Genomic DNA, 12,488 nt, shown 5'->3' with positions numbered 1-12,488 from the left:
GGCGTCAGGATGAAATTTGAGTTTTGTGACAGTAGTGACTACCACCCGTTTCGAATTCACCGACGAGTTGTCTCGGACCGCGAGATCAGCGCCGATCATCGGATCGCGTCCCCCTTCAGACCCCTGCTTTCGGAGCGCGCGTGCTTATTTTGGCGATCGGTTTTGTCGTAGCGGCCAGCGCGGTTCTCGCCTTCCTGCTGCTTGACGACCGCCTGAAGATCTCCGCCCGCCGCCACCGCCGCAAGGAACGCGCCGCCAACCGAGCCCGCTCCAAAGCCGAGGGCCGGTTCTAGGATCGCAGCCAGCCGCTGTCAGTTCAGCTGGTGACGAGCGCTATGCACGCGTCTTAGGCCTTAAAGGCCCGCGAAATCGACGGCTTTGGCGAACAGTTCGCCCCGGCTTTTCACGCCCAGTTTGCGGTAGGCGTGTTTGATATGGGTGCGCAGGGTTTCCATGGAGATGTCCTGCTTCTGGGCGATGCGTCCGGTTTCGAGCCCGGCCAGCATCATCGTCACGATCCGCGTTTCACAGGGCGTCAGATGGTGCATGTGCAGCATGGCTTCATAAGAAACCGGGTCCGCCATCCTATGGGCGGCCAAGCCGATGCTGGCGTCGTCCCCGGGGATCAATTGTTGCGCCCAGAGCAGCCATTGCCGCCCTGCATCCATCGCCGTGATGGCGTAAAGCGCCGAGTCGTGGGACGCCTGCTGCAACAGGTCTTTGAGAACCAGAGTTACCGAGGCGCTGCTTGCTATCAAGGTGTCGTCAACAACCTTCAACCCACCCTCATCTTGAAGCATTCGGTATGCTGCGTCATTGACCCACTGGACTCGCCCGGAACGTGAAACCAGCATTCGCGCCCTTGGGTCTGTATTGACCCAGGCTGTTATCGCACGCGAACAGGATGGAGCCATGCCGAGATCGTCCTCAAAAACAAACATTGCCTGTTCTGGTTCAATCTTGTGTCCGCCTCCAACCAAGCCAAGACAACCGTTAACCCCCACGATCATTGTTCTCGCCTTATTATTTACCTCGCCATCAATTGCACCCCGCGTCTTCGACATGGAGTTCATTACGACAGCCGTTTGTCGGTAAAGTAACCCATAACATCCGAATTAACATACCCGAGTTAGGGGAGGCGTTTTCAACCTTCACTATTACGCTGATCAAGCCCCTGACGGATCATCAAAAAACCAGCATTTTCATAACGAAACCATATTCGCCTGCCCTGAACGCGGACTAATGGCGAAGGTTGAAAGTCAAACATCACTAGCAATATTGGTTACTCTTCTTGGCGATGCGTCGCCCCCTCCAGCGCTCAATAGATGCCGCCGCCGCAAAACTTGTGGCCCCCAGCCGGTCATTCGGCGGGGTTGTTTAAAAAGCTGGAGGAAGAAATGCGTACCTATCTCGTCGCGGCGGCAGCCACCGTCGCAGCCCTGCTGGCCATGCCGGCGGTCTCAAGCGCTCAAACCAACGTCACTGTGTCGACGAGCGTGACCAACTTCTGCGGCATCGGCCTGGCCAATGTCGCTGGCGGCAATGTCGCGGTCGCCAATGGCGCCCGTCAGAAAGTCACCACCCTGCGGATGTCCTGCAACTCGGCGACCGGCGCCAAGCTGACGTCCAGCGCCCAGAACGGCGACTTCAAGTCACCGGCCGGCGTGCTGATCAACTACGACTGGGATCTGTCGGTGCCGGAAATCGCCAGCCTGGGCTTTGCTCCGGTCGACACATGGCCCGGCAGCCCGGCCATTGTCACCAACTCGGGCGGCTATAGCCAGAAACTGGCGGACGGCATCTACGCCGATCTGTTCCTGAACCTTTGCTACAACGTCCCCGGCGGCAACGGCGTGGGCGGCAGCCAAGGCGACAACACCAACCCAGGCTCGTCGGGTTGCGCCGCATCTCCCTCCGGCCCAGGCGCAGCGTCCGCGCCCGCCGGCACCTATACGGAAGTCTTCACCTTCTCGCTCGACCCCGCTTGATCGAACGGAACGGGGAGCCGCCTTCGGTCGGCTCCCCGTGTTTTCGAGGATTTTCTCGTAACTGATGGGGGCGACAATGACGCGTCGTGGATTCGCCGCTCTGCTGGCGGCAACTGTTTTGATGACCGGCGTGACCGCGCCGACCTACGCCATGGACATCACGCCCATGGTCTCCAAGATCACGCCGACGGGCAGCGGCTCCAGCTATCGAATGACCATTCGCAACACCAGCGCCGTACCGGCGACGGTGGAGATCGAAGTCTATCGCATGCAGGTCGACGACAAGGGCGAGCGCAGTCTCGTCGCCGAGGACAACGACATCGTCGCCTTTCCGGTTCAGTCGGTCATCCCGGCCAATCGCGAACAGGTGGTCCAGATCCGCTATATCGGCGATCCCGTCGAAGAGGGGCGGATGTATCTGGTCCGCGCGGCGCAATTGCCGATCAACATGCCGACCACCACAGCCGAGGGCGGGGCCGGCGCCGATGTGCAGGTCGCTTTCACCATCAACACCTATGTCTTTGTCGCGCCGGCCCGATCGCGGGGCGTGATCGATGTGACGAGCGTGACACGCGCGCCGAACGGCGACATCCTTTTGGAGACGCGCAACACCGGAAACGGCTTCGCCTATCTGCGCGAGGCCAAGATCACCCTGAAGACGGCTGACGGAAAGACCATCGACATCGCCCCGGCCGACATCGATGTCGGACAGGTCAGCGCAGTATCGGGAGGGGCGACCCGTCAGGTCAGGATACCGGCGGCCCTGGCCGCGACAGCCGCCGGGGACGTCACCGCATCGATCGTGCTGTTGTGAGGGCGGGGCGATGGCGCGCAAGGCCCGCAACGGCGGGCGCACCGGCAGGCGGTCGGCGTTCAGGCGCCTGAGCGTCATCGCCTGTCTGGGCGGCGGTTTCGCCACCGTCGCGCACGCCTGCATCATCCCCACCGACGAGGTCATCCGGACCGCCCGCGTCTATCCCGATGAAATCTATGGCAAGTTCGCCGCAGTCGCCGCCGTGGACCGCAGTCGCGACGTGGCCGCCCGTGTGGACGACACGCCTTCGCCGCCCGCTCCGTCGCCCAGCCCCGCCCATGGCCCAGCGGACAGCGCCGCACAGGATCAAATCCCTGCGGCGCGGCCGACGCCCGTTCTGACCCCGATCCAGGGACCGCTGACGCTGGACGGCAGATATCTGGGCGATGTCAGCGGCCTGGTGGATTCGCAGGGCGAGGGCGTCATCGACGCCAAGGGTCTGATGGACCTGCTGGGACCGCAGGTTTCACCCGCCGTTCTGGAGACGCTGAGGGGGCGCATCGCCGCCCAGTCAAAAGTGAATATGGCGGACCTGAACGGAGCAGACTTCTCCCTGATGTTCGACCCCCTGGCCCTGACCTTTGTGGCCAGCCTCAGCCCGGAGGGGCGCGCCCGTCGCAGTGTCGGCTTCTCCCAGAGCGAGAACATCGACCCGACGGCCTTTGACCAACCCGCCAACTTCTCCGCCGGCGCCAATATCGCCCTGGCCCAGCAGTACTCCCATACCGAAGGGCATTTTGCGCCGCTTCAGGGCGGCATCGACATGTTCGCCAATTTCGGCGGCTTTGACGGGGTCACCCTGACGGCGGGCGTCGACTATGACGGATCCAGCGACCAGGACCGCTGGAAACGCCGCGAAATCCGTCTGACCAAGGATATCTTCCGCTCCGCCGTTCGGCTGACGGCGGGGGAGTTTGCGCCGCCGGTCGAGAGCTTTCAGGGCTCGCAACGCTTCCTCGGCTTCTCGGCGGCGCGCGCCTATTCCACCATCCGCCCCTTTCAGAATGTGCGCCCAGCGGGACGTCGCCAGTTCATTCTGGATCGCCCGGCCCTGGTCGTGGTCGAGGTCAACGGGGTGATCGTCGAGCGCATCCGTCTGGATGCAGGCCCTTATTCACTGGGCGATTTTCCGTTCGGCCAGGGCGCCAACACCGTTCGCCTGCTGGTGGAGGACGACAACGGCCAGCGCGAGATCGCCGTCTTCGATCTGTTCGGCGGGACCGGCCTGCTGGACCCGGGCGTCGTGGATTTCGGGGTCTCGACGGGCGTGCTGGAGGAAGGCGGTCAGCTTGAATACGGCTCGACCCTGGCCGCCAGCGGCTTCTTTCGCAAAGGGATCAGCGATGTCCTGACGGTCGGCGCCAACGCCCAGATCGCCAATGGGCGTGAACAGGTCGGGGCGCTGGCGACCTGGGGATCCAAACTGGGTCTGGTCCAGTTCAGCGGCGCCGCCAGCCACAATGGCGACACGGGGACCAAAGGCTACATCGCCGCCGTCGATTATCTGCGCGAAGCCTCGCTGGGCAAGGATGTGGACGCGCGGCTGGTCGCGTCGGCCCAGGCGACCAGCCGCTATTTCCAGACGGCGTTCGATCCGAAGGCCTTCAACACCGAGAAATGGCGCGCTGCGGCGCGCCTGCTGGTGCGGTTTCGCGACTATTCCGTCAGCGCCGGCGCCGCCTTCGTCAAAGGGCGCGACCGGGCGGACCGCACGGACTACAGCCTGGCGCTGGGCCGGACCTTCCGCCGCTTCGCCGTCAACCTGGCCTGGCAGCGCGGCTCGACCGAGGACGGACGCGACGAGGATCGCTTCGGCCTGACCCTGACCTCGCGCTTTGGCGGGCGCTGGAGCAGCACGGCCCGTTACGACAGCGACAACGACCTGCGCGAGGTCGGCATTTCGCGCGCCTCGACCGGACGCCTGAATGACGTCAGCGGCGATCTGCGACTGTCCGAAGACCGCACCAATCAGACGATCTCGGGCGATCTGCGCTACATCAATAATCGCTTCGATGCGGAGTTGGTGTCCAACCGGCTGGTGACGTCGGAGCCCGGCGGCGTCAATCGTCAGGAATCCCTGTGGCGGCTGTCGACCATGATCGGTTACGCCGACGGCGTCTTCGGCATCGGCCGTTCCGGGCGCGAAGGCTTCATCCTGGCCACCCCGCACAGGACCCTGGCCAAGTCGCGCATCAGCCTGACGGACTCCAGCGGCTACACCATCGCCAACAGCGGCTGGTTCGGTCCCGCTCTGGTTGGGCTGAGCCGCGGCTACGGCGTCAATCGTTATGAGATCGAGGCCGACCCCCTGCCTGCGGGATATGATCTGGGCAGCGGCGTCATCAACGCCTTCCCCGGCTTCGGCAACGGCTATCGGTTCGTGGTCGGCAGCGACGCCTCGCACACGGCGCGGGGCATCCTGATGTCGCCCTCCGGCCCCGTCGCCCTAATCGGCGGCACGATCGAGGCCGAGCACGCCGCCCCTGGCGCAGAGGGCAAGCCCTTCTTCACCAACCGCAACGGCCGTTTCGTGGCCGACGGCCTGGCGCCCGGTCGATACCGTCTTCTGGTCCAGGGCGCGGTCGTGGGCGAGTTCAAAATCCCCGAGAATGTGGAAGGAACGATCGATGTCGGCGAAATCCGCACGTCCAAACCGGTGGAATAATCACAAGCGCCGACACCTGTTCTCCTGGCTCTTTACGGGGGGACTGGCGTTCGGACTCACAACGGGCGCCCAGGCCTGCGACCTTGCCTTGACCCGCACGCCCAGCGCCGTCGTCATCGACTACAATCCCTTCGCCCTGGGGCCGTCCGCCGGGGCGCTGGACCTGGGTCTCAAGAACCAGGGCGACGCCGAATGCGACCTGCGCCTGTCGTTCATCGACGAAGCGGGCGTGCCCGCCGCCAGCCTGGCCCTTGGCGGCGTCGGCGTGCAGTTTCGCCCTCGCGAATCTTCCGGCCTGAGAACCTCTGAGCTGGAGCCGGGCGTGTTCCGCTACACCCTGTCGGGTCAGGCGTCCGGCGACGCCCAGTTGGACACCGCCATTGTCGTCGATGCGGTGCCTGACGCCGGAACCTACGCCGCCGATCTGAAGCTTTTGATCCAGGACGGAGAAGGCAAACTGCTCGTCCCGCCCCTGCCTGTCCGCGTGCAACTGGTGTCCACGCCGCGCGCCCAACTGAACCTGGCGGGCGCAGCAGGCGCCTTCGGCTCGGGCTCAAGCGTCGAGGTGGTCGATTTCGGAGACGCCGTCACCGGCGCGACGCGTCGGATCTTCGTACAGGTCCGCGCCAACGCCCCCTCGACCCTGTCGATCAGTTCCGAGCATCGCGGGGTGATGCGGCGGCTGGGGGATGTGGAGACCCCGTCAAACGTCCCCTACACGGTTGAACTTCAAGGCGATCCTGTCGATCTGAGCGCGCCATGGACAAAGGCGATCGATCCGCCGCGCACCCTGGCCGGCGCCTCCTTGCCGATGCTGTTCACCCTGGGCGCCGTCTCCGGCCAGATGGCCGGAAAATATCAGGACGTACTCACAATAGACATTTCGCCCCACTGACCCCCAACCCGCAGCGTCACCCATTCGGGTTAGCCAACAATGGCAATTACGAGTGGCCGATCAAAGTGATAACGCTGAAATCAAGGATAGTCGAACGGGTCGGCGCGGTTAGATCGGCCGTCTCTGTTCGATGGGATCTTAAGGGCGTCCGCCCCTGGCGATCTCATGTAGCGTTCTGATTTCAACAACATAACACGGCAGAGCGAACGATCTGACTGTGGATTGGGACTGGGGAGAGGCATGATCGAACACGCGTTTACACAGGCGCCGTCAAGGACTGACGCAGACCGGCATTTCAGGGGCCCGATCGCGGCGCCCCTACGTATGACCGAGCGCCGCAGTTTCTTGTCCGGTCCCGGACCGCTGCCGCAGGATGACTGCACAAGTTGGTTCGAACATGATGGTCTGGCGCGGTTTGTTCTGAACGCGCAAGGCGCCATCCAGCAATGCAATGCCGCAGGCCGCGCCATGATCGCCTCCGGCATGGTCGGCGCAGGCGGCGCCTTCCTCTGTCAAAAACATCGCAACCGCCCCGAGTTTGACAGTCTCCTGGCCCGACTGAACACGCACCGTCAGCCCAGCGGCCGGGTCCTGTTTCGATCAGGCGACGACGACTGGTGCCTGCTGGACCTGATCGCCCTGCCCGATGTCGAGAACAAGATCTTCGCCACCGCGCGGCCCGCCCAGTGCGTCAGCACCGAAGGGATCGAATCCCTGCGCGCCGTGTTCGGTCTGACGCGCGCCGAGATCACGGTGCTGTCTCACCTGACTTGCGGCGAACCGCCAAAGGAGATCGGCCGCCAGATGGACGTCTCCATCCACACCGTCCGCGCCCACCTCCGCGCCATCTGCATGCGCATGGGCGTCAAAGGCATCAACGGCGCGCTAAGGTTGAGCTTCCAGCTAACGACCACATGAGGCCGCGCCCCTCGGCGTCACAGCGTCAAAGATGTAAAATATTCCGCCAAACAGACGTCAACAAGGGCGCTGGAGAAGCGCGTCAAACGCAAAGTGCACGATTGAAGAAAGATGGCGCACCCGAAGAGATTCGAACTCCTGACCCCCAGATTCGTAGTCTGGTGCTCTATCCAGCTGAGCTACGGGTGCGTCTGCCTTGCGGCGAGGGCGGGTCTGTAGCGGCTCCCATCGAATGACGCAAGCGCCGTCGCGGTTTTTTCCCGCCCGACAAGGTGGTGCTGCCTGCCCAGCGCCATGCGATCTACGGAAGGCCGCTTCACCCCGAAGGACGGCGAAGCGTTTATGAGCGCGGCTTTTTCAGAATGTGGCTGCTACGCGCCGACCTTCGGTTCGTGCTCCATCCGAAGTTGCCCGTTCTCGCGCCGCAACCGGACCATTTCCGCCGCCAGATCCGACGGTGACGATGCTTCACCCGTTCTCGTATCCCCGCCACCATTTGACGAACTGCTCCAGCCCGTCCTTCAGCGGCACCTTCGGCCTGTAGCCGGTCAGGGCGTTCAGTTTAGAGACGTCGGCGTAGGTGGCGGTGACGTCGCCGGGCTGCATGGGGCGCATGATCTTCTGCGCCTGGGCGCCTAGGGCGTCTTCCAGGGTGGAGATCATCTCCATCAAGCCGACGGGCTGGCTGTCGCCGATGTTGTAGACCTCGTGCGATCCTTGCGGCGGCGGGTTGTCCAGAACGCCGACGATGCCGTCGACGATGTCGTCGATATAGGTGAAGTCGCGGGCCATCCTGCCCTCGCCATAGACCTCGATGGGTTCACCGCGCGCGATCTTCCGGGTGAAGCTGAAATAGGCCATGTCCGGGCGGCCCCACGGACCATAGACGGTGAAGAAGCGCAGGCCGGACTGGGGGAAGCCGTACAGTCTGGCGTAGCTCTGGCTCAGCAGTTCGCACGAGCGTTTGGTCGCGGCGTACAGCGAGACGGGATCGACCGTCGGGTCATCTTCGCGAAAGCCTGCGCCCTCCAGCGGCCGGTCGCCATAGACCGAGCTGGACGAGGCATAGACCAGATGTTTCACGCCGTTGTGGCGCGCAGCCTCCAGCATGGACAGATGGCCCGCCAGGTTGGAGCGCTCATAGGCGAACGGGTTCTCGATCGAGTAGCGAACGCCGGCCTGGGCGGCCAGATGCACGATCCGCTCGGCGCCTGCGTCGTCGACCAGGGCCTTCATCTGCTCATGATCAGCGATGTCGGCCCGGACCATGCGAAAGCCCTCGCGGCCTTCCAGCCGGGCGGCGCGGGCCTCTTTCAGCGCCGGGTCGTAATAGTCGTTGAAGACATCGACGCCGATCACGGTCTCGCCACGGTCGAGCAGGCGCTCGGCCGTGTGCATGCCGATGAAGCCAGCCGCGCCGGTGACGATGATCGGCGCGCCCATCAGCCGCGTCCGATGCCGGAGTATTTGAAGCCGCGCTTCAGCATATCCTCGGGCCGATAGACGTTGCGCAGGTCCACCAGCACAGGCTGTTTCATCAGCAGCTTGATCCGGTCCAGATCCAGAGCGCGGAACTGGTCCCATTCGGTGACGATGACCACGGCGTCGGCGCCGGTTACGGCCTCATAGGCGCTGGCCTTCATCTCCACCCCGTCCAGCAGCTTGGCGGCCTCATGCATGCCCTCGGGATCAAAGGCCTGAACCCTGGCGCCGGCGGCGATCAGGGCGGGGGCGATGTCGAGGCTGGGCGCGTCGCGCATGTCGTCGGTGTTGGGCTTGAAGGTCAGGCCCAACAGGGCGACCGTCTTGCCGGAGACGCTGTCGCCCAGGGTGGTCTCGACGCGACCGGCCATGGCCTTCTTGCGCGCGTCGTTGACCTCGACCGTGGCCTCGATCAGCTTGACCGGTGCGCCATACTGCTGGGCCGTGCGGACCAGGGCGATGGTGTCCTTGGGGAAGCAGCTGCCACCATAGCCCGGCCCGGCGTGCAGGAACTTGGACCCGATCCGCTTGTCCAGGCCGATGCCGCGCGCGACCTGCTGCACGTCGGCACCGACGGCTTCGCACAGGTCGGCCATCTCGTTGATGAAGGTGATCTTCATCGCCAGGAAGGCGTTGGCGGCGTATTTGATCAGCTCGGACGTGCGGCGGCCCACGAACAGCAGCGGGCTCTCGTTCAGGTTCAGCGGGCGGTACAGTTCACCCATCACGCCCTTGGCGCGCTGGCCTACGTCGCCGTCGATGTCGTTGACGCCGATCACCACCCGGTCGGGACGTTTGAAGTCGCCGATGGCGGCGCCTTCGCGCAGGAACTCCGGGTTCGACACCACGGCGAAGTCGGCGTTCGGATTGGCCTTTCGGATGATGGCCTCGACCTCGTCGCCGGTGCCGACCGGGACGGTGGACTTGGTCACCACCACGGTGAAGCCGTCGATCAGGCCGGCGATCTCTTCGGCGGCGGCATAGACATAGGACAGGTCCGCATGGCCGTCGCCGCGACGGGTCGGGGTGCCCACGGCGATGAAGACGGCGTCGGCCTTGCGAATGGCCTCGGCGCCGTCCAGGGTGAAGGACAGCCGCCCTTCGCGCACGTTCGTCGCGACCAGATCATCCAGGCCCGGCTCATAGATCGGAATCTCGCCGCCGTTCAGCCGCTCGATCTTGGACGGATCCTTGTCGATGCAGGTCACCACATGACCGAAATCGGCAAAACAGGCCCCTGACACCAGGCCGACATAGCCCGTGCCAATCATCGCAACACGCATAGAATACTCCCAACGAGCGTGACAGACCCTTACCCCGGCGCAATGGACGCGGGCAACGGTTGATAAGGTCTAGGCTCAGGCCCATTGATGTGACGCGCACGATCTGATTCAGGCCACCGAGAAGTCTGAATATAAGCGACCTGTATTGGCAGGCGGTGAAATGAATGCCGCGTCTTCGTGCGGATGATGGAGGGTCTGTCCGGCGCCCAGTCCGAACGTCGCGACCGATGCGAACGGACGCCCGATCAGCCTGTTCATGACGGCAGGCCAGGTCAGCGACTACACCGGCGCTGATGCCTGCCCAAGGCGCAATGGGTGTTGGACGAGAGAGGCTATGGCGCCGATTGGTTCAGCGACGCTCTGGAGGCCAAGGGGATCACGCCCTGCATCCTCGGACGAAAGCCCCGGATCGAACCCATCCGCTACGACAAACGCCGCTACAAACGACGCAACCGCATTGAAGTCATGTTCGGACGCCTGAAGGACTGGTGGCGCGTCGCCAGTCGCTACGATCAATGCCCGACCGCCATAGCCCTCCCCGCAACCGCGCTCTTCCGGCTATGAGTCCTGAGCCTAGAATACGACTGAAGATCGGAACACCGGGTACAGGCGGGTGTCGGGATCCCACGAAGAATGTCGGCGGGCGAAGAACTCGATGCGGGCGCGGGGGTCACGGGCGAATTCCGGCTCGCGGGCCAGACGACGGGCGAACTCGGCGGCGACGGCCGGGTCGCGCAGTTGCTCCAGTGCGATGTCTTCGGCGACATAGGGCTCCAGATAGGCGCCGGACTGCAGCGCGCCGTTGAACTGGCCCCATGACAGCAGAGAATCCGGTCCAGCCGGTTCGAACAGGGCCGCGACCAGCCGCACCCCGGACTGTGCGCTTGGGACGAAGAGCGATCCGACGGGAAGGTCGCGCACCTCGGGCTTCCATTCGCCGGTCACCTCGGCGCGTTGACGCCCTTCGTTGGGGACCGGCGCCAAGGTCACTGTCTGCGCGCGGAAAGTCTCCAGCGCAGCCGTTGGAACCGGACGATCAAGCCGCCGATAGGTGACGCCGTGCAGGTCCAAAAGCGCCGCCACAGCATCGGCATAGGCGGGCTGGACCACATAGCCGCCGCGCGGCAGGCGGGCGGTGATCGACGGCTGCATCTGATCACGCAGCGGGACACGCCATATCTGGGGCTGCGTCTCGTCATAGCGAACCAGCAGGCCGCCCGTCACAGCCGAGGGGGTCAGGGTGTAGGCGTAGCCGCGAAAATCGATCAGACGCGCCTGATCGGTCGCCTTCCAGTCCAGAACGACCGACTGTCCGGCCAGACGGACGGCGCGTTCGTCCGCCGCATGGGCTTCACGCAGCCAGGCTTTTCCGTGCGCCGCCGTCTCCTCGACCAGATCGACGATGAAGTTGCGCGTGATGTTGACCCGGACCGGATATTCTTTCCACGAATGGGTTTCGAGCAGGATGGAGAAGCGGTTCCTGAGCACGGAATAGCCCGTGGAGTATCGCGGCGAATAGACGGTGTTGACGAAGCCGGACGTGGGATCATCGCGCCGGGCCAGCGTCGGATAGAAGGGCAGCGGCAAGGCCCCATGACGGGTCTGTCGGGCGATGAGCGCATCCCTCAGCGACAACCCCAGCCCCGCCAGCGTCGCATCCCCCGCCGTCAAGGGCTCCAGCTGGATCGCGACATCATGTTCGAACTGGGCGCCGTTCGTCACATGCAGGTCCGTATAGATGATCGGATCCCAGGTGTTGATCAGCCCCAGCAGGGCGCGTGTCTCAGGCGCGTCCGCCTTCACATAGTCGCGGTTCAGATTGTAGTTCTGGGCCGTGGCGCGGACGCCGCTCTCCACCGGTCCGCGCTGATTGGGCCGGTTCCAGCGGCCGAAACGTTCGTGACCGTCCGCATTATAGACCGGGACGAACAGGACCACCTGTTTCTCCAGCGCGCCCGCGGCGACTTCACCCTCCAGCAATTGGCGCAGGGCCAGATAGCCCGCGTCCTTGCCATCGATCTCGCCGGCGTGAATGCCGCCCTGGATCAGAATGACCGGCAGACCGCGTTCACGCGCCGCCTCTGGCGTCAGGGCGCCGCTGCGCGAAACCGCCAGCGCATGGAGGGGTCGTCCTTCCGCGGTCGTGCCGAAGGTGAAGGCCCGCACGGCGTCCGGATAGGCCGCAGCAAAGGCGGCGTTCAGCGACGCGACCTCGGCATAACGGCCGGTATGGGTGAAGCCGGACCGCTCCGCCTCGGTGACAAGCGCAGGATTGAGGTTTTGCGCCAGAACGGGGGCGGCCCCGATCTGAACCAGCAAGGGCAACAGCCTCGCCCATCGCATCGCCCGGCGCCCTGCCCGACTGCGAACACCGACGCCGCGCGGACGCGCCCGCTCTTGAATCCCCATCAGACCACTCAACCCCAAACATGATTTAGAAGAA

General features: G+C 64.3%; 10 protein-coding genes, 1 tRNA gene and 1 pseudogene. 7 read left to right on the top strand and 5 right to left on the bottom strand.

Features of this window, described 5'->3' with window-relative positions; translation table 11 throughout:
* The first annotated feature begins 140 nt into the window (after nt 1-140).
* Nucleotides 141-293, top strand: coding sequence for a hypothetical protein (locus tag JKF87_RS14515; protein WP_201100602.1), 153 nt, complete (start codon nt 141-143; stop codon nt 291-293).
* A gap of 60 nt (nt 294-353) precedes the next feature.
* Here the strand turns inward: JKF87_RS14515 and JKF87_RS14510 are convergent, their stop codons facing one another.
* On the bottom strand, nt 354-1,010 hold the full coding sequence (locus JKF87_RS14510; protein WP_201100601.1) for a helix-turn-helix transcriptional regulator: 657 nt from the start codon (nt 1,008-1,010) through the stop codon (nt 354-356).
* Between the two features lie 387 nt (nt 1,011-1,397).
* On the opposite strand from JKF87_RS14510, the gene JKF87_RS14505 reads away from it, so the two are divergent.
* The 5 genes from JKF87_RS14505 to JKF87_RS14485 all read left to right on the top strand — a co-directional run bounded on the left by JKF87_RS14505 (nt 1,398) and on the right by JKF87_RS14485 (nt 7,280).
* The gene (locus JKF87_RS14505) at nt 1,398-1,988 is read left to right on the top strand and encodes a hypothetical protein (RefSeq protein ID WP_201100600.1); all 591 of its coding nucleotides are present in this window, start codon (nt 1,398-1,400) and stop codon (nt 1,986-1,988) included.
* Nucleotides 1,989-2,064: 76 nt separating this feature from the next.
* Nucleotides 2,065-2,802, top strand: coding sequence for a fimbria/pilus periplasmic chaperone (locus JKF87_RS14500; protein ID WP_201100599.1), 738 nt, complete (start codon nt 2,065-2,067; stop codon nt 2,800-2,802).
* 10 nt (nt 2,803-2,812) lie between these two features.
* Complete coding sequence (locus JKF87_RS14495; RefSeq protein ID WP_201100598.1) at nt 2,813-5,467, top strand: fimbria/pilus outer membrane usher protein; 2,655 nt, start codon at nt 2,813-2,815, stop codon at nt 5,465-5,467.
* Nucleotides 5,468-5,555: 88 nt separating this feature from the next.
* On the top strand, nt 5,556-6,362 hold the full coding sequence (locus tag JKF87_RS14490) for a hypothetical protein (protein WP_201100597.1): 807 nt from the start codon (nt 5,556-5,558) through the stop codon (nt 6,360-6,362).
* Between the two features lie 324 nt (nt 6,363-6,686).
* Nucleotides 6,687-7,280: a helix-turn-helix transcriptional regulator gene (locus tag JKF87_RS14485; RefSeq protein ID WP_201100596.1), complete on the top strand. Its 594-nt coding sequence runs from the start codon at nt 6,687-6,689 to the stop codon at nt 7,278-7,280.
* A gap of 112 nt (nt 7,281-7,392) precedes the next feature.
* Here the strand turns inward: JKF87_RS14485 and JKF87_RS14480 are convergent.
* The 3 genes from JKF87_RS14480 to JKF87_RS14470 form a co-directional block, all read right to left on the bottom strand.
* Nucleotides 7,393-7,469 (bottom strand) — tRNA-Arg (locus JKF87_RS14480).
* Between the two features lie 279 nt (nt 7,470-7,748).
* Nucleotides 7,749-8,726 carry an SDR family NAD(P)-dependent oxidoreductase gene (locus tag JKF87_RS14475; protein ID WP_201100707.1) on the bottom strand — a complete coding sequence of 326 codons (978 nt, stop codon included), beginning with the start codon at nt 8,724-8,726 and terminating at the stop codon, nt 7,749-7,751.
* Nucleotides 8,723-10,045, bottom strand: a complete 1,323-nt coding sequence (locus tag JKF87_RS14470; protein ID WP_201100595.1) for a UDP-glucose dehydrogenase family protein — start codon at nt 10,043-10,045, stop codon at nt 8,723-8,725. Before JKF87_RS14470 ends, JKF87_RS14475 begins: the two co-directional genes overlap by 4 nt.
* 214 nt (nt 10,046-10,259) lie before the next feature.
* Here JKF87_RS14470 and JKF87_RS14465 point away from each other — a divergent pair.
* Nucleotides 10,260-10,609: pseudogene (locus tag JKF87_RS14465) on the top strand (IS5/IS1182 family transposase); the annotation flags it as partial.
* Between the two features lie 9 nt (nt 10,610-10,618).
* Here JKF87_RS14465 and JKF87_RS14460 read toward each other — a convergent pair.
* The gene (locus JKF87_RS14460) at nt 10,619-12,370 is read right to left on the bottom strand and encodes a M14 family metallopeptidase (RefSeq protein ID WP_201100594.1); all 1,752 of its coding nucleotides are present in this window, start codon (nt 12,368-12,370) and stop codon (nt 10,619-10,621) included.
* Between the last annotated feature and the right edge of the window lie 118 nt (nt 12,371-12,488).

This window comes from Brevundimonas nasdae, from assembly GCF_016654005.1.
Lineage (GTDB): Bacteria > Pseudomonadota > Alphaproteobacteria > Caulobacterales > Caulobacteraceae > Brevundimonas > Brevundimonas nasdae.
The sequence above is the reverse complement of the archived record's forward strand: the minus strand, read 5'-3'. Positions and strand labels throughout refer to the sequence as shown.

Coding starts and splice junctions, on each gene's coding strand:
- JKF87_RS14510 (WP_201100601.1), bottom strand. CDS start 1,010: ATGATCGTGGGGGTTAACGGTTGTCTTGGCTTGGTTGGAGGCGGACAC.
- JKF87_RS14505 (WP_201100600.1), top strand. CDS start 1,398: ATGCGTACCTATCTCGTCGCGGCGGCAGCCACCGTCGCAGCCCTGCTG.
- JKF87_RS14500 (WP_201100599.1), top strand. CDS start 2,065: ATGACGCGTCGTGGATTCGCCGCTCTGCTGGCGGCAACTGTTTTGATG.
- JKF87_RS14495 (WP_201100598.1), top strand. CDS start 2,813: ATGGCGCGCAAGGCCCGCAACGGCGGGCGCACCGGCAGGCGGTCGGCG.
- JKF87_RS14485 (WP_201100596.1), top strand. CDS start 6,687: ATGACCGAGCGCCGCAGTTTCTTGTCCGGTCCCGGACCGCTGCCGCAG.
- JKF87_RS14470 (WP_201100595.1), bottom strand. CDS start 10,045: ATGCGTGTTGCGATGATTGGCACGGGCTATGTCGGCCTGGTGTCAGGG.